The sequence below is a fragment of the Ruegeria arenilitoris genome, assembly GCF_013035425.1.
In the GTDB taxonomy this organism is placed as follows: Bacteria; Pseudomonadota; Alphaproteobacteria; order Rhodobacterales; family Rhodobacteraceae; genus Ruegeria; species Ruegeria arenilitoris_A.
In genome coordinates, this window is record NZ_WQHX01000009.1 from 69,458 (window position 1) to 96,381 (window position 26,924).

The following is a 26,924-nucleotide window of genomic DNA, read 5'->3' on the forward strand; positions in this document are numbered from 1 at the left end:
GACAAGGCTAACTTTAATAGACAGAGCTATGAAGCACCTAATAGCGTCCACACTTCTTTGCGCATTGCCAGTGATCGCGGATGCCACGGCGATTGAAGAATCTCCTTGGGCACCACGCGCTGCCGCGTATCGACTGACATTGTTCATGGGAAATCTAACACCGGTTCCCTGGGATGAAATTGAGAGGAGTTGGACCTCGCCTGCCCCTGGCAGTGACGTTCAGGTCGCTCCCCTATCGCGCGTCTCCGACAACGAGGCGCTTGCTATCAACCGGGCACTGGATTCCGAGAATCGCCAAATGCTGTTTGCGGCCAGCACATCAGCGATCGCAAACGGGATCCTGAGGCACCTGGATGCTGCCAAAGCGGCACTGGGTCAGCCTGAAGCGGCACGCGAGGTCGCGCAAGCGGCCGCTCTGTTCCGCGCATTCGAAGATGGAATCAAGGCTGGGGATGCATCGGCGGCTCGCGATCTGGGCCGGGCATGGCTGGTGCTAAACTCCACCCTTGGCAGCGCAGGAGTACTGGGCAACGGCGCACAAACAATGGATGCCGACCGATTTGCAGAAGCTCAGGCCATTGTCGCGGCCTATATTCGTGCCAACTATCTGCCATCCGAGTATGCCCAACGCGACAAGTTAACACCGCTGCCTGAAACAGTTATGCTTACCGGCGAACAAATCACAATGCCAGCCACTCTGCCGCCGGGCTCGAACATAGCCGATCAACGAGAGCTTCCGCGTCTGGTGCTGCAGTTCGAAGAAGCTGGCGAAGATGAGGCCAACCTGCCGTTGGTGGCTTATGGCGACATGCTGTTCGACAGCCCCGAAATCTTCGGCGGTCCGGCGCGTGAGCTGGGGATCGCCTGCTCGACCTGCCACAACCGGTCGGATGTGAACCGCGACTTTTTCATCCCCGGCTTGTCCTCGCACGCGGGCGGCATGGATGTGGACGGGTCGTTCTTCAACCCGATGTTCAATGACCGCACCGATGATCACTTGGACACGCCTTCTATGCGTGGCATCCGCTTTACCGCACCTTATGGTCGCGACGGGCGCGAACCCAGCCTGCGTCGGTTCATCCGAAATGTGATTGTGACCGAATTCGCCGGAAAGGAACCAACGCCGTTCCAACTGGATGCGCTGGAAGCCTATGTCAAACAGTTCGACTTTCTTCCCAACCCAAAGATCGACCGGTCCGGCGAGCTGACCGATCTGGCGTCGGACGACGCCAAGCGCGGGGAGGTGCTATTCAACACAAAATTTGCCGGACTTGGTGACAATTCCTGCGCTTCGTGTCACACGCCTGACCGTCAGTTCCGCGATGGTCTGACCTACGACATCGGCAGCGCTGAACCACCATTCCCCGGCGGCACGGCTACCGCGTTCGAAACCCCGACACTGCGCAACGTCAATTTCACTGCACCTTACATGCATGACGGATCGCTGCCGACGCTGGCCAGCGTTGTTGACTGGTTCAATGACACCAAAAATTTGGGGTTGGACGAAGCACAGCGCGCAGATCTGACGGCCTATGTCGAAGCTGTTGGAGACGGTGAAGAACCCTATCAAGTATTCGAGGGCCGCAACAGCGTATTCCGCTTGTCCTGGGAAGAACTGACAACATTCGCCAGCACGCTCGATACCCTGCTGCCGATGCAGGATGCCGAAAACATAGCGGTTCTGATCGACACGGTAGCTCCTGATCTGGCGGCGGATGCCAGTGTCATGGTCAATCAGAATGCCAAGACTGAAATCTACGAATTCGCCGCGATCCTGCGAGCGGTTGGCGATGCCAGCGCCGAAGGAAACTGGACCGAAGCCATCCGCCAGTGGGAACTGTTCAAGGCCATGCAGGCTGAAATTGACGAGAGGATGTTCTGATGTTGTCGCGTCGCAATTTTTTGGTCGCTGCAGCCGCATCTGCAGCCCTGCCCGTAATGGCTGTAACTGATCAGGAGCTGAAGCTGGCCTTCATCCCGCAGGAGAACCCCGAAAAGCTATTGGGTGACATCAACGTCATCACCGGCTGGCTTTCCGAGCAGATGGGCGTCCCGGTCACGGGGTTTGTCACGTTCGACCACGCTGCCGCCGTTGAGGCGCTGCGCAACGGTGATGCCGATATCTCGTTCATGGGAGCGTTGCCTTTTGTGTTGGCCGAGGACCAGATTGGCGCCGTGCCGCTCTTGTCCGAGGTTTATCGCGGGCAACCCAGCTATTCGGGCCGGGTCTTCGTGCGGCGTGACAGCGGAATCGAAACGCTGGCCGATCTCCGGGGACGTGACATCGCCTTTTCCGATCCGGTCTCGGAATCCGGTTACATCTATCCGCTTGATCTGTTTGTGCGCGCCGGGCTGCTCTCGGGTACGGGCGATGCCGACAGATTTTTCGGGCAGAAATTCTTTGCGGGTGGTTATCAGCAAGCGATGCAGGCCATGGCCAACGGACTGGTCGATGCGGCGGGCGCGAGCCAGTATGCCGATCTCTATCTGACCCCGGATCAGCAGGCCGAGGTCAAGGTGCTGGCGGAATCAGAACAAATTCCCAGCCACGCAATCATAGCCCGCCCTGATCTGGACGCCGGGCTGCAGGCAAAGTTCATTGAAACCATGCTGCGCCTCAACGAGAGTGAGAATCGTCACCTACTGGCTTACCTCTATGGCCCGGACGGCTATCTCCCTGCTGATCCATCGGTTTACGAGGGCGTGCGCGAGACTGCGCGGCGGTATGGGTTTCTGAAATGAACCCTATAGTTTCACTCAACGCGGTTTCGCAGCACTTTGCCGACGCGGCGGCGCTTGCGGATGTGTCACTGTCGGTGCAGCCCGGTGAAAGCGTTGCGCTACTCGGCCCATCGGGTGCGGGCAAATCAACGATGCTGGCGTTGTTGGATGGTCGTTTGAGTGGATGGCGGGGCGAGGCACAGGTGCTGGGCAAGCCACTTTCGGCAACAGGAATTCCATCCCGCGAGTACCGTGCCAATACTGGCTTTGTCTTCCAGGAATTCGCATTGGTTGATCGGCAGAGTGTCTATCAGAATGTGATGAACGGTCGGATGGGCCGGATGAATACCTGGTCCTCACTCTGGGGTCGGTTCCGGGAAGAGGACCACATATGCGTGACACGCGCACTTCAGGATACGGGGCTGTCCGATCTGGCAAGCCGCCGTGCCGACCAGTTGTCCGGTGGACAACGGCAGCGTGTGGCGATTGCCAGATGTCTGGCGCAAGAACCCGAGTTGATCCTTGCGGATGAGCCCGTCAGCAATTTGGACCCTGCTCACGCCGAACGCATTCTGAGCCTGATCACAAGCTCTGCACGTAGCCGCGGAATCGGCGTCATTTTCAGTTCACATCAGCCAGACCTCTCGCGCCGCTTTGCAGAGCGTATCATAGGCTTGCGAAATGGCGTGATATTGTTTGACAAACCGGCGGCACAATTGACCAGCGGGGACATCGATGAACTGTATCACGGCGCCGGTTTCACACCGGAGCTGCGTGTAGTCAGTTGATGGGTCGATCTGTCATTTGGGTCATGCTGGCACTGGCGATCCTATGGTCGCTGACCAGCGGGGATATGGGATTGGGCAAGCTACCAGGCGCGGGCCCCCGTCTGGCAGAGTTTCTGGGGCGCATGCTCCCACCTGACCTGTCCGTTTGGCGCGAGGTTCTGACGGGGCTGGCCGAGACACTGAGGATCGCCATTCTGGGAACACTGTTCGCCGTAATCCTGTCCTCGGGACTGGCCGTTCTGGCCTCTGAAACTATGGTGTCACCAACAATTTGGCGCCCCGTCCGCGCCTTACTGGCGGTTATCCGGTCGATCCCGCTGATCCTGGTCGCTATGCTAATGGTGGGCGCTGTTGGGTTGGGTCCACTTCCCGGTATTCTGGCAATCACATTTCACGCGACTGGCATGTTGGCAAAGTTTTATGCAGAAGCCATCGACAACGTTGCTATCGCTCCAGTGGCGGCGCTTGAAAGCGCGGGAGCCAACAGAATTCAACAGTTGCGTTGGGCGATCTGGCCGCAGATGGCGCCTGTGATCATGCGCGATACCGTATTTCGGTTTGAGCTAAATCTGCGCGAAAGCCTGATACTGGGCATTGTCGGTGCTGGTGGCATCGGGTTGTATGTGCAAACCTATGTACGGTCGTTTCAGTATGAAAAGGCTGCGACCGTGACGTTGGCAATCATTGTTCTGGTTTTATTGTCAGAGGCGCTGAATACGGCCTTGCAAAAACGGTTCAACTAAGCCGGAATTTCCCAATTCTCCAAAGAATAGGCTCGTGTCTTTCCTTTTCTTCCATCGCGGTTGAAGGTTGGATGCTTTGCTTGAAACCGGGCCGGTGTAGTCTGCTACACACACCCTCATGCTGGTTTGTTATGACCTCAAGCTTGCTAGATTGAAAATCGCCTGCGTTGAGGAAAATTCTTGGTGCCAATCTAGCGTTCAAGCGGATTCACCGGAGTTGCCATGGGAATGTGTTGCCGAAACATTTGCAACCAGCCTGCCAGTGCGTAGTGCTCTGACACGAGCGTTCATCCAATGCCTCACGACGACTCGGTACATCAGTTCACGGAAAAAGCCAAAGTTCTGCCTGTGACGGACATAAAAGGAGTCAGGCGAGTCAAAGACCCCAAAATCCTGCACGATGCCGTTTCTTTGAATGTATGTGTCACGGCCTTCCCATTCGACCTGGGGATCGCTCAGGCAATCCGTCCCCACACCATACCCACACAGGCTTTCTGTTTTGGGAAATGTCTGCTGCAACACGCGTAAGAAGAGCTCATCCAGAATAAAGCCTTCCAGCTTTAGCCACGTACCTTCTGCTTCGACTTCAACCCATGAATGCACAATCTCCGTCGGCGCCATCGGATAGAAAAGCTCGGGAACCACACCTCTCTGCAACTCTTTGTGGATCGTAAAGCCATGCAAACGGCATCGGATACCGCTGCCGCGAAACAGCGCCATCAGGAGAGTGCCCTTGGTATTGCATTGCCCATAGCCATTGGCGAGTACCTCTGATGCCGGGATATCGTCTGCACGGTTGTAACCAAAGGCAATCTCGTTACGCACGAAATCATAGATAGCGCCAATTCGATCCAAGACAGGCAGATCGGGCCAGCGCCGTTCCGTTATGAGACCCGAAATTGCGGGCGTTTCAAAATCAAGCAGTGGTGTGGAGGTTAGCAACGGGTCGCGGTTCAGCATTTGGTCTCTCGTAGAATCAACTCAGAAAGACTTTTAATTGCTATAGTAACTATAGCTTCAACAGGCTAATTCCAGTTCGCAACAACGCTGCCCGGAGTTACGCGCCGATGTCTTCGTGATCAGTAAGACATTCGGAATGATCGCGTAGAACTTCCAGAACGCGACAATCTGAGGTGTTGCCGCCACTGCATTCACGCACCATGCGCTTTAGCTCGGTCCGCAATGCTTCTAGCCGCGCCATTCTTTGCTCAATCTGTTTGAGTTGTCGACGCGCGATACTGTCGGCTTCATGACATGGGCGATCCGGATCGTCGGACAAATCAAGCAGTTCGCGTATCGCCTCAAGCGAAAACCCCAATTGGCGGGAATGACGGATGAATGCAAGGCGATCCAGTTCGGCATGGCCGTAGCGCCTCTGGCCACCTTCGGTGCGCCCCGGTTCCGGCATAAGTCCGATCTGCTCGTAGTAGCGGATCGTCTGAACCTTGGTTCCGGTCTTTTTTCCGAGCGTTCCGATCGTCAGCATCTGGGTCTCCGTGAAAAGTTACAGCTTATGTAGGTTCCGATCGGCACCGCACAATAGTACCTTCCGGCCGGTGGACCTGTGACACCCAGCCGCAGGCTCGAAATCCCTTTTGAACCTCTAGCAGGTAGAGGGTGTACATGCCGTTCTGAACCAAGAATCACAGGCGGGCGGCTAACTTTGAAACTAACCGGATTTCAGAAGTTCTTGTGGGTACTGGCTGGTGTCGCAACGGCGGCATTTGGCTATCTGATGCTGTGGTCAGAATATAGACCTGCGCGGATGGAGGAGGGGTCTGTTCCGTTCGAAGCCAGGTTCGAACTGACAGATCATTCTGGCGTTGTTCGTACTCAGAACGACTTTGCGGGCAAATGGATGTTGGTGTTTTTTGGGTTCACAAACTGCCCGGACGTATGCCCGACAACACTGTCTGAGGTAGCAGCAGTGCAGGAAAGCCTGGGAAATCAATCAAACCAAGTGCAACCCATCTTCATTTCAATTGACCCCGAACGCGACACTCCGGCCGTCCTGGCCGAGTATGTACCACTTTTCGATGCGGGGATCATTGGGCTTACAGGCACGCCAGAACAGATTGCGCAAACGTCTAGGACCTTTCCGATATTCTACGAACGGATCGAACAAACCGCTGCACAGGACGGGTATACGATGGGGCATACCTCTCAATTGTTTCTGTTCAATGAGGACACTGAATTCGTTCAGTCCTGGTCATATGGCACGCCTGCCGAAGAAATTCTTGCGGATCTGGAACAGAGACTCTGATAGCTATGCCCCGGTTTTCCAAAGATACTCTTCTCGGCCTGGCCTGGGCGCTTGCCCTGGTTGCGTCTCTTTCTGTTCTGTTCATTGGAGAGGTCTTGGGGCAGACGCCCTGCGTGCTTTGCTGGTTCCAGCGCGCTTTCATGTTCCCATTGGCGATAGTACTGGGGCTTGGCCTCTGGTGGCAGGACCAGAACGTGGGCCGATACGGAATAGTTCTGGCATTGGGAGGCACCGCTGTCGCCTTGTGGCACATGGGCCTATATGCCGGTCTGATCCCCGAAAAAATCCAACCATGCTCAGCTAGTGGTCCGTCCTGCACGGACGCAAATCAAACCGTTTTGGGCGTCCCGATTCCGCTGATGGCGCTCGTTTCATTCGCGCTAATCGGCGTTCTGTGCGCCCTTTCACTCAAGGAGAAACAAGTATGAACAGACGTGGCATGATTTTGTTCGTTCTCGCATTCGGTGGTGCCGGTTTCGGAGCCGCCACCTGGTACGTGAACCGTCCGGCTGCTTCAGGCAATACCGAGCCCGTCGCACCCGAAATCGCTGAAACGCTTATCCGTTCTTATTCGCCTGTTCTTGGCCCTAAGGACGCACCGGTTACAATCGTCGAATTTTTCGATCCGGCTTGTGAAGCCTGCCGTGCCTTTCATCCGGTCGTGAAGGACATCATGGCACAGCATGGAAACCTCGTGCGGGTTGTGATCCGGTACACCCCTTTCCATGGCGAAGGCTCAGAAGAGGCGATCCGCGTGCTTGAAGCGGCACGCATGCAGGGGGTCTTTGAGCCAGTGCTGGAAGCCGTGTTGCGAGAGCAGCCCAAATGGGCCGCGCATGGTGCGCCTGAGCCTGGTCTTATTATTCGAATTGCAGCAGCAGCGGGACTGGATGCCGAGGCCGCGCAGGCCCAAATGCTCGCACCCCAGACAGTCGGTGTTCTCAATCAGGATCGCGCTGATGTCGAAGCGGTCGGTATACGGCAAACTCCGACATTCTTCGTCAATGGCAAATCTCTGGATCCGTTTGGTGAGGCTGAATTGAGACGCCTGGTAGCTGCAGAAGTTGCAGAACTGCAAAGCTGAGCAGTAGCGAGAGGTACTATGAGACTCACTGCAAAAAATACACTTCTAGCAGGGGCGCTAAGTGCATTCGGTTTTACGGCCATTCTCTCGGCGCCGGTACTGGCAGGGGTCGATGATGTTGTCGTTGAAGGTGCCTGGTCGCGCGCGTCAATCGGCACCAATCGGCCGGGGGTCGCTTACATGACGATCCGCAACACCGGCAATGAAGCCGTCACGCTGATGTCTATCCGCACCGATCTTGCGATGATGCCCGAGATCCATCAGACATCGACCAATGCAGAGGGCGTCAGTTCCATGGCACCAGCTGGCGAGCTGGAAATTGCGTCGGGTGGTTCCGTAGCGCTTGAGCCGGGCGGGCTCCACGCAATGCTCATGCGGCTGCAACGCCCTATGACTGAAGGCGAAAGCTTTACGCTGACTCTTATCTTTGCTGATGGCGCAGAAAAGACCGTCAACGTGCCGATATTTGGCATTGCTGCGCGAGGCCCCGAGAACTGATGCAGCGGCGACGCGTTCTCACATTCGGGGCTGCTGGACTTGGTGTAATCGGCCTGACACTCTTTGCCGGATGGTGGCAAGTGGATGGGCCGGGAGCGGCCCAATCTGATCGCCTTCGTCCCCTTGCGTTGTCGGACATGAACTTTCGCATGGTCGATCACGAAGGGACCCCCGTCACCCCGCAATCGCTGGTCGGCCGTGCGACAATGGTGTTCTTCGGGTTCACCTACTGCCCGGACGTTTGCCCGATGACACTCTCAGATATTTCCCTCTGGCTGGAAGATCTGGGCAATGACGCGGATGTGTTGAACGTCGTGTTCATAACTGTAGACCCTGAAAGGGACACAGTCGAAGCCATGGCCGATTATGTCAGCTACTTTCATCCGGCTATTCGCGGATGGGTCGGCGTTTCGGACCAAATCGTTCAAGCCGCAGACGACTTTCGCGCCACTTATGAAAAGGTTCCAATGGGAGATGGCGACTACACAATGAACCACACCGCAAGTGTTTTTCTGTTTAACCCCACAGGCGAATTTGTCAGCACCATCGACTATCATGAGCAGAGAGAGTTCGCTGTACCCAAGATCCGCCGCGCTTTGAAAAGTGGAGCGGATACAACATCATGAACGCACGGTTTCTAGCAACCTCAGCGATCGCGATCAGCAGCGTCTCGATTGCTTCGATCATGTTCATTGCCTCGAACAGGTCTGAAATGACGGCGCCTGCGCCCACGGTCTTTCAGGTGCCCAAACTTCCTGCGGAACCGCAGATCACATCGGCTCCGTTGCTGAACGTACCATCGGCAGAACTCGTTCCAAGCCCCGTTTCGTTTCGACCTGCTCAGCCGGTACCCATTCAGGCAGAGGAACCGTTACCACCTGTTGAACCGCCTTCACGAACATGGACGCGCGAGCTTGCGGTAGGTGACACACTCGACAGTATGCTGTCTGACGCGGGGATCGACGCAACCGATCGCGCCGAAATCGCACTTGCACTTGGCGCTGAATACGACTTGCGGCGCTTGCGGCCGGGTCACTCGATAACAGTCGTTGCAACGGCAGCGGATCAACTGCGGAGTGTGGAGCTCGCCGTGGAAGATGGCGTGAGAATTGAAGTGACACTTAGCGAGACGTTGTCCACGCGCGTGGTCTCACCGGAACCCGACACTGTCATTCTGGCCCGCAAAACAGAGATCGAAACTTCGATCTCAAATGCTCTGAGCAGCGCAAATATCCCGGTTCGTTTTGCGGTGGATCTCGCTCAGATGCTGAGCGGGACAGTGGATTTTCGGAGGGACCTGACAGGTGGTGAAGCTCTCCGTCTTCTCTGGCGTGAAAAGAGCATTGATGGCGAGAAGGTAGGCCAGTCCGAGCTCATTTTTGCGGCGCTGGAAGTGGATGACCAACTTTACGAAATAGCATGGCCAGACGCCGAAAATGGCCGCGCCACAATCTATGTCGATGGTGAGCTTCTTCGCGTCTTCTCGCAACCAGTTGAGGGCGCGCGCTTGAGTTCTGTCTTTGGTCGGCGGAAACATCCGGTCTACGGCAATGTGCGGATGCACACCGGTGTCGATTTCGCTGCCGCACGTGGTACTCCGGTACATGCGACGGCCCCGGGCCGCGTGTCTTATGTAGGTTGGCGCGGGGGGTATGGGCGTGTGGTGGAAATCGCTCATGGATCAGACACGGTCACACGATATACGCATCTTAGCGCAACCGCCGATGGTCTGGCCAAAGGTCAGCGCGTGGAGGCTGGCGAGATGGTTGGCCGTGTCGGGTCGAGCGGCACCGCGACCGGCCCCAATCTTCATTATGAAGTATTGGTTGACGGGCGCCCAACGGACCCGCTTTCTGACGACCGACTTGCTGCCGCTGCGAACAACGAAGTTGAAAGCGAAGCAGCGCGAAAACGCTTAAGAAATGCTCGAGCACAGCTTGAGGAACAGCTCAGCAATCCCGTCGCCAAAAAACGCGAATCTAGTTCGTGAGAGTTTCTTAAAACGGCTTCAGGTGCGCGGCTATCAGTTTGCGGGTATGCGCACCTGAAGCGAACTGCACTGCAGAAGAACCAAATCAGAGGATGTAAGATGATGGCAATCGCGGGGGCCTTGGTTGGCGCCGTTTGGGGTGGGGTCCTGGCAAAGCGCCGGAATGGCAACAGCCTTGATATTCTTCAATACGCTACAGGATATGCCATCGCTTTTGGCCTGGTGGCGTTTTTTCTTTCGATCGCAGTTGTGCGCCTGATGTAACACGCCAGTAGGCGAGGCGAAAGCCGGACACCTTGAAGCCCGGCTACCATTCTTATGTAGATGCAGCGCTTATTCCCTGCGAGCCAAGGGTATTTGCCCTAGTCTGGGCGGCGTGATCTTCCGGTGCTTTCAGAAGCCGTAAGGCATTGGCCACGACCAGCAAGGACACTCCGACATCCGCAGCGATTGCACCCCACATGGATGCCAAACCAAAACCTGTCAGAGTGACAAACAGTGCTTTGGTTGCAAGTGAGAAGCCGATGTTCTGATGGATGATCGACATAGTTCGACGTGAATGGTCGATCAGCCAGGGTACTTTGCCGATGTCGTCGGTCATTAGAGCAATATCTGCGGTCTCAATCGCAGCATCGGACCCCACTGCACCCATCGCGACCGCATAATGTGCCCGAGCCATCGCAGGTGCATCGTTGACGCCATCGCCGATCATCGCAACCATCTCGTGTTGCTCTGCCAGTTCTTCGATCGCAGCGACCTTGTCTTCCGGCAGAAGCTGGGCCCGGACTTCGTCGATGCCGACTTCGGCTGTTACCGCTCTCGCGGTTTGTTTGTTGTCACCTGTCAGCATGATGATTGACTTCACGCCCTGCGCGTGAAGCCGGGCAACGATGCTTCGGGCTTCGGGGCGAATGCGGTCCCGCAGCTCAAGTAAACCGGAGACTCCGTTCTCATCCCCGGCAACAACAAGTGTGCTTCCCGCGCTCTCGATTTGTTTGCGCAACTCGGCAGGGATGGACGCGCCAAAGCCCTTCTCTTCAGCGAAGCGGTCAGAGCCAAGCCAGATATCTCCGCGCTCGGTGCGGCCCTCAAGACCCCGACCGGGAACGGTTCGGATGTCTTCAGCCGCCGATATCGAAATGTCGGTCTGTTCTGCCCTGGTCAAAATGGCGCGGGCCAGCGGGTGTGAAGATCGAACTTCAAGGCTGGCAGCGCTTGCCAACAGTTCCTGCTCGGATGCGTCGCCCAGCGGATAGACATTGGCCACTTCAGGCTCGCCCATGGTGATCGTGCCGGTCTTGTCCATGGCCAGTGCGGTGGTACGCCCGGGGGCTTCGATATATGCACCGCCCTTAATCAGAACCCCGGCCCGGGCCGAAGCGGTCAAAGCCGCAACGATTGAAACCGGTGTGGAAATGACGAGTGCACAGGGGCAGGCGATAACCAGCAAAACAAGTGCATTGTAAAACCAGAAGCCCCACGATGCGCCAAATGCAAGCGGCGGGATCAGGGCGATAGCCACTGCGACGACCATAACGATGGGCGTATAGATCCGCGCAAATTTTGTAACCCACTGCTCAACCGGCGCACGGCGAGCATGAGCATCACCGACCATCCGGATGATCTTGGCAAGCACGGTATCGGACGCCGTTTTCGTCGCACGTATTTTGAGGGTGCCTTCACCATTGATTGTGCCGGCATAGACCTCATCACCCAGCTCTTTGGGAATCAGCGCGCTTTCACCTGTGATTGGAGCCTGATCAACGGCACCGGCCCCTTCGATAACTTCCCCGTCAAGTGGAATGCGATCCCCACCCCGAACGATGAAGCTGTCACCGACAAAGGCATCCGCCGCCGGGACCGTTGCCTCTGAGCCGTCAGCACGAACCAGCCGAACCGTTGGGGGGGCCAGATCAAGCAGCGCGGATACCGCGTTCCGAGCGCGTCCGACACTCCAGCTTTCCAAATAAAGAGAGAGCGAAAAGAAAAATGCTACAGTTGCCGCTTCAAAAAATTCACCCAGACCGATGGCACCAGCGACGGCAACAACCATCAAAAGGTTCATATCCGGCGAAAGGTGCCGCGCCGAAGACCAGGCCTTGGGGGCCACCAGCCAGACGCCAAACAAGATCGCGACCGCGAACAAAGCGGCCTCGGGCAAAGGCATCGGAACCTCACCATGTCCCGAAAACAGCCCGAGCGCACCGCCCATGCCTGTTTCGAAAATGTGCCAGCCAAAACCCGCTGCCCAAAACCCTCCGCTGAGTGTGGTGAACCGCCGCTGACGTGCTATATGCGCCGCCTGGTCCTGGGCGGCATTTCCGTCATCCCAAGGTTTGGCGGTCATACCTGTGCTGGAAACCAGCAGCATGACATCTTCGTCAGATAACTTGGCAGCACTTTCAAGAAGCGACATTCGACCGTTGATGACATCAAATGCGAGATGCTCTTCACCACCAACTTTCGGGCCGACAACCCGGTTCAGGATCGCAACCTCTTCGGCGCAATCGAGGCCGGAGACCTGAAAGCTTCTACCACCGTCAGGAATTGGACCGGCGGGGACGATGTCGCCACACCCACCATTGCCGCAGGCGTTGTGACCTTGTCTATTTTCGTGGTCATGGTAGTGGCTGTGGGTATCGGATGACATAATTAGACCTCAAGAATCTCTGCGGTCCTTTGCAAATAGTTCCTACAGCAACTAGAGCTTCAATACCTTTTTCAATTTTTTTCAATCCGGTTCGTTGCCCGCGATATTGATGCTTCATTCCTTCTTGCGGGCTGGTCGTGTGGATGCAATCTAGTTGCAGAGAACGCAGGAAACTTTGGAACAGGTCAATGCAGAAACGGATCGCAATTACCATCACGTTAGTCTCGATAACTGCCGGTTGCTCAGCCCAGTTCACTGGAGGCAAGAGCAAAGCACTCGAACCAGGCAATCTGCCAGATTCAGTCGTTGCGCTGGCAGGGCCGGGGCAGGATCTGGCTACGGCGCGCCTTTTGCCAGAAGACAATTGCTTCTGGTATGAGCACAGCGGACCTGTCGAGACGACATTGGTACCACTGCGCGCGACAAATGGCGCTCCGATCTGCGCTGCGCGCGACGCCTAATCAAAAAAGAGAGCAGCGACGTCCATATACGCTGCCCAATATTTATGAGCGGGCTGTGACGCTATCTTCGGCAGAGTATAGAAAAGCGGTCGAGCCGATTTTTACATTTGGGTAGAGATCATTGATATGAGCCATGATCATTCTCACACATCCAGAACTTGCGCGACCACCGATGCTTCTGGGCTGAGGTGTGCCGTGAATTCTGAGATATGTATCTCGATCCCCAACGTATAGATAGAGAGCTCGAGAGCCGAGAGCATTACTTGGCCCGGGTTCCATACCATCCCGGAATTCCGCGTATTCGGGGTTGCGCTCAATCATTGAAGCCGTTGGCGTCCAATGTGGCCACTCGACCTTGCGCCGGATAGCATAGGTTCCGGGCTCGTAAAGGTTCCCACGCGCGATCGCTACGCCATAGCGCATTGCCGTCCCGCCTTCCTCGATATGGTAAAGATAGCGCGCGACGGCATCGACATGGATGTCACCAGGAACCAAACCATCATTTGCTACGACACGTCGTGGTAAAAAACGGTCATGAACGCCCCATGGATTTGAGGTCGCTGGATCGTAATCAAATGGTGTGACCTGGCTGTCCCAATAGGTCTTTTGCGACGAGGTTGGCCATGTTTTGGCGATCAATGGACTGGCCGCAGACGCCGAGAACAGCGCAGTGGTTGATTGAATGAAATGGCGCCTTGTCAGCATGAGTCTCATCCTGGTTCACGAGATTAATGTGTTCACATCGCTTTTTAGCGATCAAATTCCAACTATAAAGGTTCTGGCAGCTAGAGCTTCAAGAGGTTTCAGGTAACGCTTAGTTTATCCAGTCGATCAGGTGCGCGGTGGCGTGAACTCTGATTTGATCGAGTTTGCTTTTGACTGGGTCATAAAAGCAATAGTGAGAACCGAAATGCCCATTGTAGTTGCTTCATGTTTTCAGTTTCCGGCGATGCAAGCCAAAGGAACAAGACGGGAATTCGGCGCGGCTTGCTCAATGGTGCCGATTCCGTAACTGACCCGGTAACTGTGAGCGAACAGCCGCGAGTCAGAAGACCTGCCGAAAGGCGCCGGGTGCGGCTTTGGGGAAAGAAAGTGCATATCGAACCGGGCATCGTGAACGGCGCCAAAATCGCGCTTTCCAGTGTTGCCGCCGCAGGTCGGTTACTTACACGGTGAAAGTCTGATCAAAAGATAAAGCGGAGACCTCAACTGAACGCCGCAAAGAACCAGAGTTTAAGGGGCCAGTGCTTATTGTGGCACGCCACATATACTTTTAGCCGTTAGCAATCTGCACCCAACGGTCAGGGTGAATCGGGTCCTGTATTCGAAGGAATAGATACCTTGTTTCCTTCCACGTTTTGATCTTGTTCGTAACATTGTCCAGAACCAAGTCGCCTTCACTTGAGCGATAAACTAGAACAGCATGGCCACTGCGATTGGTGTCCAAGACAGTTGCGATAAGTAGCTTTGTAGGGTCCAAACCGTTCTGCATAAGCTCAAACTTCTTTTGCAACGCGAAGTCTTCGCAGTCTCCCGACCCTTGCGTCGGCAAGGTCCAGTATTCCTTTGTCCCATATTGGCTTTGATCCGAAACGGCGCAGATCTTCTGATTTACACGCGTATTGATCGTTTTAACGATCTGTTTCTCCCGCGCTTCGGGAAGACCAGAACTACGAGTGTTCGCGCACGCCCACGAATAATCTTTGCATAGTGATTTGGCACCCGACGGCGCTTGAATCTCTCTATCTAGATTGATCAAAGGAAGCTCAGAGGCTTGCAATGTAGCGGTAGAGACAAAGTAGCTGCATATGAAACCGGCTATCGATAGATAAGCCGGTATCTTTTTCGAAAACCTTTCCTGAGCTAAAGTGTTTTTTTTATGTCTGCCTTCCCCATGCTCAGTTTTCCAGTGCATCCGCGGCTGCCGGACCAAGAGCACTCTATCGCATGCCTTCATGTTCTGCGATGCTTTGCAACAGCTTATCTGTCCTTGGATACAGAGCGGCAAAAACCCGCACGCTCGCTGTACTTGCCGCTTTGACCTGCTGAACCCACGTAGTTGTCTTCTCAGCCAGGAATGTCACTCAGGAGTCATCGCCGTCAGGCTGGACGGTCACTTTGGCCTCTACGGGCACACCCTCAACCATCAGAGGGTTGTGGCTGTTGCCATTGAGAGAAACTTTTACCTCAACATCGCCATCGGGGAGCGACGGAAGGTGTAACCAATTGGCATAAAGGCGGCCCAGCTTTTCGCCGTTGATATAAACATGCGCGTGACCTTCGCCTGGAACGTCAGCCGAGGAAGCATTTTCCGGAGCAAAGCGAAAGTTCTGCGGTGTCACACGCAGATTCCAGCCCGCCATAGGATCCTTAATCATCTGGATCGCCACACTGGGGGCGTCGCTGTCGGCAGGTAGATTAGTGGCAGCGGAGTGGTCGTGCGCTGCCATCTCCATGTTGCCGCCATGTTGGGCCGGGTCAGTATGGTCATGGCTCTCAAAGGTGCTACCGCTGCTGGCGGCAATCACAAAGCCAGCACCGCCGCCAAAGACAAGTCCGATGGCAAAGAGAGCGAGAGAACGGGACATCTTGTTATCCTCAATAAAGAAAACCCCCGCCGGTGTAACCAGCGGGGTAGCAATGGAGGAGCGCGATCAGACTGCAGCGCCAGCGCGCTTGCCTTCTGTCTGCCAGAAGTAGCCGGTGAAACTGCCCAAGAGTGCCCAGGCGGCCATGCCGATGCCGAAGGCCCGGGCAGCAAAAAGCGCCCCGATTTCGGTCGGAACCGGCCCAGAGAAACTGTCAGGCTCAGGGGCCCCGATAATATGCGGTACCATTAGCAGCACGGCCGCAATCAGGTAGCTTACCAGGTTACCTCCAAAGGCAATCAGCCACATGGCTACGCCGGCTGCGGCAACGGTGACCGTCCACCAGATCTGACGCACTCCCACATCTGCTGCCGCCACGCCGGGAACTTCTGGGGCCAGTGACAAGCCAGGAGCAAAGTGGAAGGCGACAAAGCCCGCAAGACCCCAAAGCAGGCCGGTGCGGCCGTTGATCTCATGCCCCTGACGTTCGGCTACTGACATCAGCGCCGCCAGGACTAGCGCATAGCCGGTATAGGTAAGCATGGTGAAGATTATGCTGAGACCATCGCGCATCGGCTCGGCGAACATGCCGGGCAGGTCGGGATGCGCAGTTACGGGATCAGCGCCAAAATGCACCAAGTCACCGCCCTCATAGAGCTCGGCGTGAAGTAGCACGGGCTGCACGAAATACAACTGCAGAAGGGCGGCAATCAGCCCCGCTGCAGCACCAGCGAACAAGCCGCTGGTCAGAATACGACTGAACATTGTCTTAGTGGCAGGGGAAGCCAGTTGCGTGGCGCACATCATGAGCCGCGTCATGCAGGCCAGAAGCCTGAACATGGCCAGTCACGGTAATGATCCCCAGACCCAGAACCACGGCGAATACTGCAGGCAGAAAGGATGCGCCAGCGGCGGATGCCTTGATCGTTTTTGTCGTCATTTTAATCCTCCTCGCCGTCACACCCGACGGCATAAGTTGTGTCCATTCTACGGCCGGTCTCCTGACTCGCAGGTCACAGCAGACTTCCCCCTTCCCGGCGCCATTACGCCAGTGGTATTGGAAGGCCGCTCGCCGCTCACAGTCGCGGGGGCGGTCAAGGCTTCAGTGCAGTAGTTTAATGCACCGTCCTCATTCCCGTTTCAGTCCCAGTGCGTAAGCACCTTTGGACACCGTAGAAGCCTTTATTCTTCCATAGTGCTGCGTTCCGTCAAGTACGAAAGCGACATCATAGCATTCTGCAGCGGTTAATCTTAAGTAATGGCAGGTTTGGTTTAGATTTTGGCCGCTAAGTGCAGAAGGCTAAGTCGAAAAACACAAACTGTAAGCTGAAAACTCCACACCGGAGTTTTGGCCGGCAAGTTGCATGTGGGCTATCTTTTTTGTGCCGGTATACGTGCAATCGCCTTGAAACGTAGCTTACCTAGCTTCCTGGCGTCAGCGAAGTCGCCGTCAGTACTGTCCTCATACATCCGCATGAAAATCATTATGTCCGGAAGATCGACTGCAGTAATCTCTCCGAACAGATAGGCGGTCTTGCCGCTTTGTCGCACCGCCAACGTCTGTGGTCGGCGACAACCGGACATGCAATCTACTTGCTGCAACTCGGCTTGCACCCCCGATGCCTCCAGCGTTGCGGCTAGCTGATTATAAAGGGTGGAATCCGCGTCGCGGCAGGTTCTGCAAAGCGTGAGGGTAGGCAGGCACATGCGTCAGGCTGATCCTTGATCGAGAACTTCCATCTGAGATTTCATATTTGCTGGTCGGTTGTTAGCTCGGTTTCAATACCTGTTTTGACTCTAAATCTGGAAAAGAGTCTATACTCGAGCAACAAGCACACATTAGCCCTAGCCCTCTAAAACTATGCAAATACACCGAGTGCGAGACGGGGATTTGGCAGAGCGAAGAAGCAACCATCAGACGAAGAGATTTCCAAGTTTCTATGTGAGATTGAGCTGAAGCAGGTGGTAGGCGATGAAGTGGAACAGCTCACGCGAAACATCTTTGTTCTTCAATAATCTGAAACAGCATTGCCTCCGGGATCGGCTCGCCATTACACGCCTATTTTCAGGTCCGCGCGCACCGCGCCTCCCAAGGTGAATTCTGGGACGCGACAGGTTCTTGTAGCGCGTAACTAGGTTCGTTCTATCGTCATTTACAGTCCAGATCCGGGACATATAGCGGGGTTCGTGCTTGATCGTTACCACGACCGATCATGGGACTGAATGCGTCGCGCCAACTGACGACATTCAAAAGAAAGTACGCTGATGCGAAACGCCTAGGCATCAAAAACTTTTCTGTCTGCGTCACCAGAACTGAGGATCGCCCAAGCTGCCATCGGTGCTCGCCGCAACCCGCTGTGACGGGTGTTGTGATAACGGCATATCTCCGGGTGCAGCCAGTCTTCGAACTCCTCCAATGTCATCGACGCAGTGCCGGAGCCGTCGCATTTCCCCTTATCCTTGGGGGATGATTGCGTTCTTCCCTAAAGTAGATGAACGGCCTCCATGGTCGTCCTAATCAGGCGTTCGATATCGTCGCCGTAATGCGCTCGACCCAGTGGCCTTTACTTGACGGAGATACCCCAATCTGAGCAGGTCAAATGGAAGGTTTCGCTGCGGAAACGCGCCCATTGTCTACGTGTATGGCTTGCGGAATCCCAGCAGTAGGCCAATACAACACCTCGGAGATATCTGGCGCGCGGATCGAATTCGTTCACACGCAATGGTGCAAACACAAGCAGATGGACGAGTCGGACGGAGCAACGAAACTCAAATATGCGCCCAGAACAATGCAGGTCGTGACATCAATTGCGAGAGGCAACCAATGTCTACCCAACGGTTTAGCCGCTAGAAACCTGCACCCAACGGTCAGGGTGTAGTGGGTCCTGTATTCTTAGGAATAGATACCTAGTTTCCTTCCACGTTTTGATCCTGTTGGTAACATTGTCCAGAACCAAATCGCCTTCACTCGAGCGATAGACTAGAACAGCATGGCCACTGCGATTGGTGTCCAAGACAGTTGCAATTAGTAGCTTCGTAGGATCCAAACCGTTCTGCACAAGTTCAAACTTCTTTTGCAAAGCGAAGTCTTCGCAATCTCCTGATCCTTGCGTCGGCAGGGTCCAGTACTCCTTTGTTCCATATTGGCTTTGATCCGAAACGGCGCGAATCCTCCGATTGACGCGCATGTTGATCGTTTTAACGATCTGCTTTTCCTGCGCCTCGGACAGTCCAGAACTACGAGTTTTCGCGCACGCCCAAGAGTAATCATTGCATAGTGATTTGGCCCCCGACGGCGCTTCAATCTTTCTATCAAGATCGATCAAGGGAAGCTCAGAGGCTTGCAATGTAGCGGCTGACACAAAAAAGCTGTATATAAAACAGATCATTGGGAGATAACCCAGCAGGTTTTTCGATAACATTCCCTGAACTAAAGTGGGATTTGTCATATCTGCCTTCTCCATGCTCGTTCCTCTGAGGTATCCAAACTTCCCGGGCCAATGTATTTCATTCCAAGCCTTCATGTGCTTTGAGGCATTGCAACAGCTTCTTAGCCTCTAGGGGTAAAGCGGCAAAAATTTGCAGATTCTTTGGTATTTCTTCCTTAGTTGACAGCATCAGAGCATCCACGCCATCACCAGTCCGGCATAGCTAACAGAGCGAATTAGAGGGTAAGCTGATCGCAATTCTCTCATTCAACAAATATACAACAGAGATCGGCCGTCATCGTTTAAGGTTACGAAATACTGGGACAATGAAGCCGCTCCTCCACAAACTGGGATAGGCAGTTTCGGTTTTTCCGGGCGCTGCAATTAATGGCCGCTAATGACATCTTTGACGACAGGCTCGTTGAGCAACGCCGTTAGCAGGGGGCATGCTGCTTCTCCTTCAGCACAGGTCTGCACAAGTTCTACCAATGCTTGCTCCAGCCGTTGGAGAGCGGCGATTTTTGACCTAACGTTGTCGAGGTGTCTTGTTGCGACGCCTTCGGCGTCACGACAGGCTTGCTCCGGCGCTTTGGACAATTCGCGAAGTGCACATGCATCCTGAATAGTAAAGCCAAGATCGCGGCAGCGTTTGATGAATCTGAGCTCGGATATTTCCCGTTCCGTGTAAGCGCGGCGCCCCGAGGCGGTTCGACCGGCTTTCTCGACTATGCCTTCCCGTTCGTAGTAGCGGATCGTCTCGATCGACAGGCCGGTCAATCTCGCCACTTCGCCAATCGCAATCATGTGATGACCTTTCCCTTGAACCTGTATCCACTACAGGATGCATATTGTCGGTCATGATGTCGAATTTCGCAAACCGCACGAAGCAAAAATCGAGGAAGCCGAACCGGCTTCCGCCCAAGATCGTCAAAGTCGGAGAAAGCTGACTATGAGCAAATTTGTAGGGGCGAGTTTTCTTGGATCGTTTACCGCATTTGGCGTTGCGACCTGCTGCATCTTGCCGATGGCCTTGATTTTACTTGGCTTGGGAGGGAGCTGGCTGGCCGTATTTGGCAAGATCGCCGCCGCGAGTTATTACGTGCTCGGCGGTTCGACGGCCCTGCTGTTTCTCTCTGGCATCGTCGCGTACCGCCATGGTTCACTCGACCGCCTCAAATGGTGGCTGACAGGCAGTTTTGCGTTAACGACCATCGCTTGGGTTATCGTACTCAACGAAATCCGAATAAATGATTTCCTGATAACCTTAATGTGACGCCATGAGTGAAGAACGCCCGAACCTTGTCAGCACGATCATCTGCCCGGAATGTGGACATTCAAAACCTGAAACGATGCCAGCAGATGCGTGCCAGTGGTTCTACGAATGCACATCTTGCGGAAAAGTCCTGAAGCCACTTCCCGGCGATTGCTGCGTCTACTGTTCCTACGGATCGGCCCCATGCCCGCCAATTCAGGCGGGCGACAAATGCTGCGGTTGATACGGCGACCGGGATGTCGGTTTTGTCCGCAAAGCCAGTCATCAGACTTTGCGGACGCAGGTATTTTTTCACCGTAGGCTGGAACTTGCTCGGTAGGACAAGGCAGGCGTGAAGTCACGGATCAACTGTTTTGCCGTGAAGAATGTCACGTAAACCGGGCAGAAGAAGCGAGCGTCGTGTTTTTCAGGATCTCGCCAGCGCTACTGGTACTTCATGCCGCCGGGTAGCTGGCGAACACCTCTGTGGTTCCATCCTTGCGGATCAGGAAAACGTCAAAAGCTTCGCGTTCGCTTTCCGGTCCCATGCCAGGTGAGCCGAAAGGCATTCCCGGAACCGACAGTCCGACAGCATCCGGGCGTTCGCCCAGCAGGCGCCGAATGTCAGCGGGCGGGACGTGTCCTTCGATCATGTAGGCCTCCACGCGGCCCGTGTGGCATGACATCATGCCTTCCGGTATGCCATTAGCAGTTTTGTGAGCGTTCAGGGCCTCCCATGCACTGTTTTCCACGCTCACTTCAAAACCTTCCGCTCGCATGATTTTGATCCACGAGCCGCAGCACCCGCAATTCGGATCCTTCAAGACATGGATTGAGGGGCTTGTTTTGGCGAACGCGGGAAGCGCCGCGCTCCCCACAAGGGCCGCGGCTCCTTGCATCAAGCGGCGGCGGCTCAGGTTATTCATTGTCATGTTCCCTCCTGGGAAAGCTTGTCTTAAGCCGATGTAAAAAACGCACCGGTAGGATTTAATGCGGACCGCAGATACGGGACCGCCATATTCGTCACCCTCGGATACTCATCAGATATGGCTTTCTGGGCGACGCAGGGATTTCTCACAATGATCTGGCGCAAACTCAACTCGGAAACGGAAGCCTTGATCTCCTCTTTTTCTGCACCTGCCACTCTGGGTCCGGCCTGGCGATAATCCGGTTCTCAAGCAACCCCGCTACCTTCCGTTCAAGGCCCGAATTGCGCCCATTTCTCACTGCTGCGTTCGATAGCGCTTACGATCGAACAGTTCCGATTTTCACCACGCTGTCACCCTATTTTTAGCCGCGTGTCGGTCACGAACTCGTAAGGGGGCAGATCGAGGTTGCGGGGCGCGGGGCCTTTCCGAATTCTGCCTGACGTGTCGTAATGCGAACCGTGACACGGACAGAACCAACCGTCCCAGTCTCCGGTGGGTTCGCTGCCACCCTGCCCGAGCGGTATGCATCCCAGATGGGTGCAAACGCCAACAACTACCAGCCATTCAGGTCGCTGTACGCGCTCGGTGTCAGGTTGCGGGTCGATCATTGGTGCATCGTCTTCTGCCTTAGCCAGCGCGATCCGCTCTTTAGTCCTGTGGTCGATAAAGATCGGTTTGCCTTTCCATTTAACAGTGATCCTCGTTCCTGGTCCGACTCCTTCAAGATCTATGTCGACAACGGCTTGGGCGGAGATGTCTGCACTGGGGTTCATGCTGTTAACAAGTGGCCAGACCGCCGCGCCCGTGGCCACGATGGCGGCACCGCCGGTGACAAAGTATAAGAAATCGCGCCGAGTTTCAGGCTCTGAAGGTGCCTGTCTTTCAGAAAATTCAGACATATTGTTCCTCCTGTGCGTCAGGACGGGTTCGTCGAATGGTAGGACACGAACGACATTGATCAGTCGCTCTGTTTCTCTTCTTCACCCTGATGCTCCATTTCCGATTCATCGGAGTGATCTTCGTCGATGTCATGGTGCATCATTCTGGCGATGCCTTCCGGAATCTGATCTCGTGTTAGTTTTGCCTGTTCCCATGCGTCATGGACAAAGGCGATGATGTCGGCCATTTCCTGTCCGTTAAGCTCGATCTGTTCGCCCAGTTCTTTCTTTTGCAGTTCGACCATCGCGGCCGAACCGCGCCACATACGGGCGGCAAAATCAAAGGGGTTCATCATGTCTTCCATAGTGTCGGTATCCAGCGCCTGGGCGTCCTCGCCGCCCACACCGTTAACCGAATGGCAGACGATACAGCCTTTGTTGACAAACAGCGCCCTGCCCCGTTCGGCATTCATTTCAGGCATGATGAGCCTCATGGGCAATTGGTCCGTCGCCCGCAAGTGCTCAACTTCACCGTGCGAAGCCATTACAGATAGTGCACCGGTCGTCAGGGGCAGTGCAATTGCGGCTATCCGTGTTGGAGTTGCTAACATGGCAATTTCCCTTCCTTCTTGGATTACGTATTTGCTCTGCTCAGTTGGCCGTTCCTACTCCTTGTTGCGCAGTGTTCTTGCCGCAAAGCCGCCAGCTATACAGGGCGCCGTTCTCAGTGTTTGCCGTGGCCGCGATGCATTAAGAAATGCATGCCCACGCAGACCAGCAAGAACAGCAACGGAGAACTGAGCAAAGGATAGAGTGTCTCGCGGTATTCCCAGCCCAGAACAGCGGCGCCCAACGCGATCGCAATTACAACCGGGAGCCAATTACGCTTGGCACCGCTGGCCGTCTGATCTTCGGTTTTGGGCGCTTCGGGCGTTTCGTCAGAGCTGACCCTTTCGGTCGTCTCCTGTGTGGCGCGAGTTTCGTCGAAATTTGATTGGGTCATAGCTGATTTGCCTCCTTTTCGATGATCCATTGTTTGAGAAAGATGCGCTCGTAGGCGAAGACCAAGCCGATGCCAGCAACGGCATAAACCACGATCATCGGATCCGAGCGTAGTTTGAGTATTGTGAACGCAGTCAGCACCACCGCATCCAGCGTCAGAGCGGTCAGCAAGACCCATCCCCGGGCGTTGATCTGACCGCGCAAGCGTCGCCAGACACCCCAATGCACCGCCATGTCCATCACCAGGTAAAAGAACGCCCCCAACGAGGCGATGCGAGACAGGTCGAACAACACCGCAAGCAGGCCCGCAATCACGACCGTGTAGATCAGCGTGTGAGACTGGATGCTGCCCGTCATGCCGAAATGGCTGTGCGGGATCATTTTCATGTCGGTCAGCATCGCCAGCATCCGGGACACAGCGAAAACGCTGGCGATCAGCCCCGAGGCCGTCGCCACCATCGCCAGCGCAACGGTCAGGTAGAACCCGCCCTGCCCCAGCACCGGCTTGGCAGCCTCGGCCAGAGCATAGTCCTGCGCCGCGCGGATCTGCTCGGGCGGCAGGCTGACGCCGACGGCAAGGGCGACCAGCAGGTAGACCACCGCGCAAATCGCGATCGAGATCATGATGGTGCGCCCGACATTGCGGTGCGGGTCGACGATCTCGGCCCCGCTGTTGGTGATGGTGGTAAAGCCCTTGAAGGCGAGGATCGACAGGGCTACCGAGGCTACGAACCCCAGCGGCGCCGCCGGTTCCGAGCCCTGAACCTGCCAGGTTCCGCCCGCAGCCCAAAGTGCGGCGATGCCGAATATTGCGATCCCGCCTATCTTGAGCGCCGACATGATGATCGACCACAACCCCACCGACCGGTTGCCCGACCGGTTCACCGCATAGGCAAAGACGATCAGCGCAACCGCGACCAAAGGTACCAGCGGTCCGCTCTCGATGTTGAACGGGCGGAGCGCATAGCTCGCGAATGTACGCGCGACGAGGCTTTCGTTGATCACCATCGACAGCGCCATCAGCAGCGAGGCCGCCGCCGCAACCGCCCCGGGCCCGTAGGCCTTGGTCAGGATCATGGCGATGCCGCCCGATGAGGGCCAGGCGTTGGACATGGCGATATAGGTGTAGGCGCTGAAACCCGTCACCACGGCCCCGACCACGAAGGACAGCGGAAACCACGGCCCCGCCAGCCCGGCGATCTGTCCGGTCAGTGCAAATATCCCCGCGCCGATCATAACGCCGGTACCCATGGCGACGGCCCCGGTCAGCGAGATTGATCCGGGCTTCAGCGCGCCATCGGCGCCGTGCGTATTATGCTCGTGCGTACTCAAATCTTCGCCCCCCGCAATCGCAGCGCATTCAACACCACTGAAATCGATGAAGCACTCATAGCGAACGCCGCGAACATTGGGCTGATCAGGATGCCGAAAAGCGGGAACAGAAGACCCGCCGCCACCGGAACGCCCGAGGCGTTGTAGATCAGGGCAAAGAATAGGTTTTGCCGGATATTGCGCATGGTAGCGCGGGCCAGCCTTCGGGCGCGCACGATGCCATCAAGGCTTCCGTTGACCAGCGTGAAGCCTGCACTTTCGATCGCCACGTCGGCACCGGTCCCCATGGCGATGCCCACATCGGACTGCGCTAACGCGGGTGCGTCGTTCACTCCGTCACCCGCCATGGCAACCTTGGCGCCTTTCTTCTGCAGTTCGCGAATTATGCGGGCCTTGTCCTCGGGTAGAACGTCGGCTCGAATCTCATCGATACCCAAACGTTCGGCCACCGCCTTTGCAGTGCGTTCGTTGTCGCCAGTCGCCATGATAATTCGGAAACCCAGCTCGTGCAGCGCCTTGAGTGCGGCGGGTGTTGTTTCCTTGACCGGGTCGGCGACGCTGACCAACCCCGCCACTGAACCATCAAGCATCACGAACATTACCGTTTCGCCGTCATCCCGACGCGCATTGGCCTTGGCCGTCAGTTCGGCCGCCTCGAGTCCGAGATCGGTGACCAGTTTCAGGTTGCCGAGCGCGACGGGGCGGCCATCCACCGTGCCTTTCACGCCTTTACCAGTCACCGCCTCGAAGTCACTGGCGTCGGACAGGGCCACGCCACGTTCCTCGGCTCCTGTGACGATTGCCTCAGCTAACGGGTGCTCCGAGCCCTTCTCCAGCGTTGCGGCCAGCCGCAGCACCTCGACTTCGTCATGGCCAGGTTCGGGTAATACAGCCACAAGCTTTGGCTTGCCCATGGTCAAGGTGCCGGTTTTGTCCACGATCAAAGTATCGATCTTCTCGAACCGCTCCAGCGCTTCGGCATTTTTGATCAGCACTCCGGCCTGCGCCCCGCGCCCCGTGGCCGTCATGATCGACATCGGAGTGGCCAGGCCAAGCGCGCACGGGCAAGCTATGATCAGTACCGACACCGCTGCGATCAAGGCGTAGGAGAGCGCCGGAGCCGGTCCCCAAATTGCCCATGCAATAAAGGCCAGCGAAGCTATACCTATGACCGCCGGTACAAACCAGCCCGCCACTTTGTCAGCGTATTTCTGGATCGGTGCGCGCGAGCGTTGCGCGTTGGCCACCATTTCGACAATCTGGGACAGCATTGTGTCAGAGCCCACTCGTGTTGCTTCGATTACAAGACTACCGGTGCCGTTGATTGTGGCCCCTGTGACCGGCTCTCCCTGTACCTTCTCAACCGGAACCGGTTCGCCAGAGATCATGCTTTCGTCAACAGATGAGCGCCCTTCGAGTACAATGCCGTCTACTGGCACCTTGTCGCCAGGGCGTACACGAAGGCGGTCGCCTACCTGTACTTCTTCAAGCGGAATTTCCTCTTCACTGCTGTCAGGGCGGATAATGCGGGCGGTCTTTGCGGCCATGTCCAGCAAAGCGCGGATCGCCTTACCGGTGCCTTCGCGGGCCCGCAGTTCCATCACCTGCCCGAGCAGAACAAGTGTAACGATAACTGCGGCCGCTTCGAAATAGACCCCAACATGGCCTTCTGAATCTCGAAAACCGTCCGGAAATATGTGGGGCATCAATACGGCGACAACGCTGAACAGCCACGCGGCCGAAACCCCCATGGCAATCAACGAGAACATGTTTAGATTCATGGTGCGAAACGAATTCCACCCTCGTTCCAGAAATGGCCAGCCGCACCAAAGAACGACCGGAGTGCCAAGTATCAGTTCAATCCATAGGGTTGTACGCTCACCAAAAATCTCTCGCACGCCAGACAGCCCAACGTAGGGGCCCATCGTGAAAACCAAAAGCGGCAGCGTCAGAACCGCACCTACCCATAGGCGCCGGGTGAAATCCACCAGTTCCGGGTTCGGCCCCTCGTCCACCATCGCCGCGCTTTCCAGCTCCAACCCCATGCCGCAGAGTGGGCAGGACCCGGGATGGGTTTGCCGCACCTGCGGATGCATCGGGCAGGTATATACGGGTCCGTCATAGCCTGTCGGAACGATGTCATATTCACCGTTGTCGTCCGTCGCTCCATGATGCGCGGAATGGTGGTGATGCGCATGCGCATCCACCTCGCCCTCGGGCACAAGGTGCATCCCGCATTTGGGACAGTCGCCGGGCCCAGATTGACGCACGTCAGAATGCATGGGGCAGACGTAAGCGACCTCGGTCGGGCCGTTCG

31 protein-coding genes and 2 riboswitches are annotated in these 26,924 nt (G+C 55.9%); of the genes, 14 read left to right on the forward strand and 17 right to left on the reverse strand.

From position 1 onward, the window contains the following. Nucleotides 1-28 precede the first annotated feature (28 nt). Genes GOV45_RS20455 through phnE form a run of 4 tightly spaced genes read left to right on the forward strand, consistent with a single transcriptional unit; the run spans nt 29 to nt 4,252 of the window. Nucleotides 29-1,882, forward strand: a complete 1,854-nt coding sequence (locus GOV45_RS20455; protein ID WP_170481494.1) for a cytochrome c peroxidase — start codon at nt 29-31, stop codon at nt 1,880-1,882. Further along, entirely contained in the window at nt 1,882-2,742 is an 861-nt protein-coding gene (locus GOV45_RS20460) for a phosphate/phosphite/phosphonate ABC transporter substrate-binding protein (RefSeq protein WP_170481497.1), read from the forward strand. Before GOV45_RS20455 ends, GOV45_RS20460 begins: the two co-directional genes overlap by 1 nt. Beyond that, nucleotides 2,739-3,509 (forward strand): phosphonate ABC transporter ATP-binding protein, encoded by a 771-nt coding sequence (locus tag GOV45_RS20465; RefSeq protein ID WP_170481500.1) that lies wholly within the window; start codon nt 2,739-2,741, stop codon nt 3,507-3,509. Before GOV45_RS20460 ends, GOV45_RS20465 begins: the two co-directional genes overlap by 4 nt. Next, on the forward strand, nt 3,509-4,252 hold the full coding sequence (gene phnE, locus GOV45_RS20470; RefSeq protein WP_170481503.1) for a phosphonate ABC transporter, permease protein PhnE: 744 nt from the start codon (nt 3,509-3,511) through the stop codon (nt 4,250-4,252). Before GOV45_RS20465 ends, phnE begins: the two co-directional genes overlap by 1 nt. Nucleotides 4,253-4,450: 198 nt before the next feature. On the opposite strand, the gene GOV45_RS20475 is transcribed toward phnE, so the two are convergent. Together GOV45_RS20475 and GOV45_RS20480 are read right to left on the reverse strand one after the other, a co-directional pair. Then, nucleotides 4,451-5,212, reverse strand: a complete 762-nt coding sequence (locus GOV45_RS20475) for a transglutaminase-like domain-containing protein (RefSeq protein ID WP_170481505.1) — start codon at nt 5,210-5,212, stop codon at nt 4,451-4,453. A 97-nt stretch (nt 5,213-5,309) separates the two neighbouring features. Then, complete coding sequence (locus GOV45_RS20480; protein ID WP_170481508.1) at nt 5,310-5,738, reverse strand: MerR family transcriptional regulator; 429 nt, start codon at nt 5,736-5,738, stop codon at nt 5,310-5,312. A gap of 177 nt (nt 5,739-5,915) precedes the next feature. Between GOV45_RS20480 and GOV45_RS20485 the strand changes: the two genes are divergently transcribed. From GOV45_RS20485 to GOV45_RS20515, 7 genes are all read left to right on the forward strand, one after another. Next, a complete protein-coding gene (locus GOV45_RS20485; RefSeq protein ID WP_254448063.1) occupies nt 5,916-6,515 on the forward strand; it encodes an SCO family protein in 600 nt (199 codons plus the stop codon). A 5-nt stretch (nt 6,516-6,520) separates the two neighbouring features. Next, nucleotides 6,521-6,943, forward strand: a complete 423-nt coding sequence (locus GOV45_RS20490) for a disulfide bond formation protein B (protein ID WP_170481511.1) — start codon at nt 6,521-6,523, stop codon at nt 6,941-6,943. Further along, nucleotides 6,940-7,599: a DsbA family protein gene (locus GOV45_RS20495; RefSeq protein WP_170481514.1), complete on the forward strand. Its 660-nt coding sequence runs from the start codon at nt 6,940-6,942 to the stop codon at nt 7,597-7,599. Before GOV45_RS20490 ends, GOV45_RS20495 begins: the two co-directional genes overlap by 4 nt. 18 nt (nt 7,600-7,617) lie before the next feature. After that, on the forward strand, nt 7,618-8,097 hold the full coding sequence (locus tag GOV45_RS20500; RefSeq protein ID WP_170481517.1) for a copper chaperone PCu(A)C: 480 nt from the start codon (nt 7,618-7,620) through the stop codon (nt 8,095-8,097). After that, entirely contained in the window at nt 8,097-8,723 is a 627-nt protein-coding gene (locus tag GOV45_RS20505; RefSeq protein WP_170481519.1) for an SCO family protein, read from the forward strand. The genes GOV45_RS20500 and GOV45_RS20505 overlap by 1 nt, the downstream gene beginning before the upstream one ends. After that, nucleotides 8,720-10,087, forward strand: coding sequence for a M23 family metallopeptidase (locus GOV45_RS20510; protein WP_170481522.1), 1,368 nt, complete (start codon nt 8,720-8,722; stop codon nt 10,085-10,087). Before GOV45_RS20505 ends, GOV45_RS20510 begins: the two co-directional genes overlap by 4 nt. A 99-nt stretch (nt 10,088-10,186) precedes the next feature. After that, nucleotides 10,187-10,351 (forward strand): hypothetical protein, encoded by a 165-nt coding sequence (locus GOV45_RS20515; protein WP_170481525.1) that lies wholly within the window; start codon nt 10,187-10,189, stop codon nt 10,349-10,351. 52 nt (nt 10,352-10,403) lie between these two features. Here the strand turns inward: GOV45_RS20515 and GOV45_RS20520 are convergent, their stop codons facing one another. Then, nucleotides 10,404-12,737 (reverse strand): heavy metal translocating P-type ATPase, encoded by a 2,334-nt coding sequence (locus GOV45_RS20520; RefSeq protein WP_170481527.1) that lies wholly within the window; start codon nt 12,735-12,737, stop codon nt 10,404-10,406. Between the two features lie 188 nt (nt 12,738-12,925). Between GOV45_RS20520 and GOV45_RS20525 the strand changes: the two genes are divergently transcribed. Beyond that, nucleotides 12,926-13,198, forward strand: coding sequence for a hypothetical protein (locus GOV45_RS20525; RefSeq protein ID WP_170481529.1), 273 nt, complete (start codon nt 12,926-12,928; stop codon nt 13,196-13,198). A 42-nt stretch (nt 13,199-13,240) separates the two neighbouring features. Here the strand turns inward: GOV45_RS20525 and GOV45_RS20530 are convergent, their stop codons facing one another. The 8 genes from GOV45_RS20530 to GOV45_RS20565 all read right to left on the reverse strand — a co-directional run bounded on the left by GOV45_RS20530 (nt 13,241) and on the right by GOV45_RS20565 (nt 20,018). Continuing rightward, on the reverse strand, nt 13,241-13,903 hold the full coding sequence (locus GOV45_RS20530) for a L,D-transpeptidase (protein WP_170481531.1): 663 nt from the start codon (nt 13,901-13,903) through the stop codon (nt 13,241-13,243). Between the two features lie 215 nt (nt 13,904-14,118). Beyond that, nucleotides 14,119-14,274, forward strand: a riboswitch (cobalamin riboswitch). A 197-nt stretch (nt 14,275-14,471) separates the two neighbouring features. Next, nucleotides 14,472-14,957, reverse strand: coding sequence for a transglutaminase-like cysteine peptidase (locus GOV45_RS20535; RefSeq protein ID WP_254448064.1), 486 nt, complete (start codon nt 14,955-14,957; stop codon nt 14,472-14,474). A 325-nt stretch (nt 14,958-15,282) separates the two neighbouring features. Then, complete coding sequence (locus GOV45_RS20540) at nt 15,283-15,786, reverse strand: hypothetical protein (RefSeq protein ID WP_170481535.1); 504 nt, start codon at nt 15,784-15,786, stop codon at nt 15,283-15,285. A gap of 66 nt (nt 15,787-15,852) precedes the next feature. Further along, entirely contained in the window at nt 15,853-16,551 is a 699-nt protein-coding gene (locus GOV45_RS20545; RefSeq protein ID WP_170481537.1) for a CbtA family protein, read from the reverse strand. Nucleotides 16,552-16,555: 4 nt separating this feature from the next. Then, nucleotides 16,556-16,726, reverse strand: a complete 171-nt coding sequence (locus GOV45_RS20550) for a CbtB domain-containing protein (RefSeq protein WP_170481539.1) — start codon at nt 16,724-16,726, stop codon at nt 16,556-16,558. 34 nt (nt 16,727-16,760) lie between these two features. Next, nucleotides 16,761-16,976, reverse strand: a riboswitch (cobalamin riboswitch). A gap of 181 nt (nt 16,977-17,157) precedes the next feature. Continuing rightward, on the reverse strand, nt 17,158-17,493 hold the full coding sequence (locus tag GOV45_RS20555; protein WP_170481541.1) for a DUF1636 family protein: 336 nt from the start codon (nt 17,491-17,493) through the stop codon (nt 17,158-17,160). 1,133 nt (nt 17,494-18,626) lie between these two features. Next, a complete protein-coding gene (locus GOV45_RS20560; protein ID WP_170481543.1) occupies nt 18,627-19,235 on the reverse strand; it encodes a transglutaminase-like cysteine peptidase in 609 nt (202 codons plus the stop codon). 363 nt (nt 19,236-19,598) lie between these two features. Next, complete coding sequence (locus GOV45_RS20565) at nt 19,599-20,018, reverse strand: MerR family transcriptional regulator (protein ID WP_170481544.1); 420 nt, start codon at nt 20,016-20,018, stop codon at nt 19,599-19,601. Nucleotides 20,019-20,163: 145 nt separating this feature from the next. On the opposite strand from GOV45_RS20565, the gene GOV45_RS20570 reads away from it, so the two are divergent. Continuing rightward, nucleotides 20,164-20,487 (forward strand): hypothetical protein, encoded by a 324-nt coding sequence (locus tag GOV45_RS20570; protein ID WP_170481547.1) that lies wholly within the window; start codon nt 20,164-20,166, stop codon nt 20,485-20,487. 4 nt (nt 20,488-20,491) lie between these two features. Next, on the forward strand, nt 20,492-20,710 hold the full coding sequence (locus tag GOV45_RS23375) for a GDCCVxC domain-containing (seleno)protein (protein ID WP_254448065.1): 219 nt from the start codon (nt 20,492-20,494) through the stop codon (nt 20,708-20,710). A 211-nt stretch (nt 20,711-20,921) separates the two neighbouring features. On the opposite strand, the gene GOV45_RS20580 is transcribed toward GOV45_RS23375, so the two are convergent. The 6 genes from GOV45_RS20580 to GOV45_RS20605 form a co-directional block, all read right to left on the reverse strand. After that, nucleotides 20,922-21,398 (reverse strand): DUF411 domain-containing protein, encoded by a 477-nt coding sequence (locus GOV45_RS20580; RefSeq protein WP_170481553.1) that lies wholly within the window; start codon nt 21,396-21,398, stop codon nt 20,922-20,924. A gap of 347 nt (nt 21,399-21,745) precedes the next feature. Then, on the reverse strand, nt 21,746-22,294 hold the full coding sequence (gene petA / locus GOV45_RS20585; protein WP_170481556.1) for a ubiquinol-cytochrome c reductase iron-sulfur subunit: 549 nt from the start codon (nt 22,292-22,294) through the stop codon (nt 21,746-21,748). Between the two features lie 59 nt (nt 22,295-22,353). Beyond that, complete coding sequence (locus tag GOV45_RS20590) at nt 22,354-22,884, reverse strand: c-type cytochrome (protein ID WP_170481559.1); 531 nt, start codon at nt 22,882-22,884, stop codon at nt 22,354-22,356. 113 nt (nt 22,885-22,997) lie between these two features. Then, nucleotides 22,998-23,276, reverse strand: a complete 279-nt coding sequence (locus GOV45_RS20595) for a DUF2933 domain-containing protein (protein ID WP_170481562.1) — start codon at nt 23,274-23,276, stop codon at nt 22,998-23,000. Continuing rightward, nucleotides 23,273-24,607, reverse strand: a complete 1,335-nt coding sequence (locus tag GOV45_RS20600) for an APC family permease (RefSeq protein WP_170481565.1) — start codon at nt 24,605-24,607, stop codon at nt 23,273-23,275. The genes GOV45_RS20595 and GOV45_RS20600 overlap by 4 nt, the downstream gene beginning before the upstream one ends. Next, a complete protein-coding gene (locus tag GOV45_RS20605; protein ID WP_170481595.1) occupies nt 24,604-26,889 on the reverse strand; it encodes a copper-transporting P-type ATPase in 2,286 nt (761 codons plus the stop codon). The genes GOV45_RS20600 and GOV45_RS20605 overlap by 4 nt, the downstream gene beginning before the upstream one ends. Nucleotides 26,890-26,924 lie beyond the last annotated feature (35 nt).

What these genes read in the sequence shown, in the direction of transcription:
- GOV45_RS20455 (WP_170481494.1), top strand. Translation starts at nt 29, where the DNA reads ATGAAGCACCTAATAGCGTCCACACTTCTTTGCGCATTGCCAGTGATC.
- GOV45_RS20460 (WP_170481497.1), top strand. Translation starts at nt 1,882, where the DNA reads ATGTTGTCGCGTCGCAATTTTTTGGTCGCTGCAGCCGCATCTGCAGCC.
- GOV45_RS20465 (WP_170481500.1), top strand. Translation starts at nt 2,739, where the DNA reads ATGAACCCTATAGTTTCACTCAACGCGGTTTCGCAGCACTTTGCCGAC.
- phnE (WP_170481503.1), top strand. Translation starts at nt 3,509, where the DNA reads ATGGGTCGATCTGTCATTTGGGTCATGCTGGCACTGGCGATCCTATGG.
- GOV45_RS20475 (WP_170481505.1), bottom strand. Translation starts at nt 5,212, where the DNA reads ATGCTGAACCGCGACCCGTTGCTAACCTCCACACCACTGCTTGATTTT.
- GOV45_RS20480 (WP_170481508.1), bottom strand. Translation starts at nt 5,738, where the DNA reads ATGCTGACGATCGGAACGCTCGGAAAAAAGACCGGAACCAAGGTTCAG.
- GOV45_RS20490 (WP_170481511.1), top strand. Translation starts at nt 6,521, where the DNA reads ATGCCCCGGTTTTCCAAAGATACTCTTCTCGGCCTGGCCTGGGCGCTT.
- GOV45_RS20495 (WP_170481514.1), top strand. Translation starts at nt 6,940, where the DNA reads ATGAACAGACGTGGCATGATTTTGTTCGTTCTCGCATTCGGTGGTGCC.
- GOV45_RS20500 (WP_170481517.1), top strand. Translation starts at nt 7,618, where the DNA reads ATGAGACTCACTGCAAAAAATACACTTCTAGCAGGGGCGCTAAGTGCA.
- GOV45_RS20505 (WP_170481519.1), top strand. Translation starts at nt 8,097, where the DNA reads ATGCAGCGGCGACGCGTTCTCACATTCGGGGCTGCTGGACTTGGTGTA.
- GOV45_RS20510 (WP_170481522.1), top strand. Translation starts at nt 8,720, where the DNA reads ATGAACGCACGGTTTCTAGCAACCTCAGCGATCGCGATCAGCAGCGTC.
- GOV45_RS20515 (WP_170481525.1), top strand. Translation starts at nt 10,187, where the DNA reads ATGATGGCAATCGCGGGGGCCTTGGTTGGCGCCGTTTGGGGTGGGGTC.
- GOV45_RS20520 (WP_170481527.1), bottom strand. Translation starts at nt 12,737, where the DNA reads ATGTCATCCGATACCCACAGCCACTACCATGACCACGAAAATAGACAA.
- GOV45_RS20525 (WP_170481529.1), top strand. Translation starts at nt 12,926, where the DNA reads ATGCAGAAACGGATCGCAATTACCATCACGTTAGTCTCGATAACTGCC.
- GOV45_RS20530 (WP_170481531.1), bottom strand. Translation starts at nt 13,903, where the DNA reads ATGCTGACAAGGCGCCATTTCATTCAATCAACCACTGCGCTGTTCTCG.
- GOV45_RS20540 (WP_170481535.1), bottom strand. Translation starts at nt 15,786, where the DNA reads ATGTCCCGTTCTCTCGCTCTCTTTGCCATCGGACTTGTCTTTGGCGGC.
- GOV45_RS20545 (WP_170481537.1), bottom strand. Translation starts at nt 16,551, where the DNA reads ATGTTCAGTCGTATTCTGACCAGCGGCTTGTTCGCTGGTGCTGCAGCG.
- GOV45_RS20550 (WP_170481539.1), bottom strand. Translation starts at nt 16,726, where the DNA reads ATGACGACAAAAACGATCAAGGCATCCGCCGCTGGCGCATCCTTTCTG.
- GOV45_RS20555 (WP_170481541.1), bottom strand. Translation starts at nt 17,493, where the DNA reads ATGTGCCTGCCTACCCTCACGCTTTGCAGAACCTGCCGCGACGCGGAT.
- GOV45_RS20560 (WP_170481543.1), bottom strand. Translation starts at nt 19,235, where the DNA reads ATGACAAATCCCACTTTAGTTCAGGGAATGTTATCGAAAAACCTGCTG.
- GOV45_RS20565 (WP_170481544.1), bottom strand. Translation starts at nt 20,018, where the DNA reads ATGATTGCGATTGGCGAAGTGGCGAGATTGACCGGCCTGTCGATCGAG.
- GOV45_RS20570 (WP_170481547.1), top strand. Translation starts at nt 20,164, where the DNA reads ATGAGCAAATTTGTAGGGGCGAGTTTTCTTGGATCGTTTACCGCATTT.
- GOV45_RS23375 (WP_254448065.1), top strand. Translation starts at nt 20,492, where the DNA reads ATGAGTGAAGAACGCCCGAACCTTGTCAGCACGATCATCTGCCCGGAA.
- GOV45_RS20580 (WP_170481553.1), bottom strand. Translation starts at nt 21,398, where the DNA reads ATGACAATGAATAACCTGAGCCGCCGCCGCTTGATGCAAGGAGCCGCG.
- petA (WP_170481556.1), bottom strand. Translation starts at nt 22,294, where the DNA reads ATGTCTGAATTTTCTGAAAGACAGGCACCTTCAGAGCCTGAAACTCGG.
- GOV45_RS20590 (WP_170481559.1), bottom strand. Translation starts at nt 22,884, where the DNA reads ATGTTAGCAACTCCAACACGGATAGCCGCAATTGCACTGCCCCTGACG.
- GOV45_RS20595 (WP_170481562.1), bottom strand. Translation starts at nt 23,276, where the DNA reads ATGACCCAATCAAATTTCGACGAAACTCGCGCCACACAGGAGACGACC.
- GOV45_RS20605 (WP_170481595.1), bottom strand. Translation starts at nt 26,889, where the DNA reads ATGCATTCTGACGTGCGTCAATCTGGGCCCGGCGACTGTCCCAAATGC.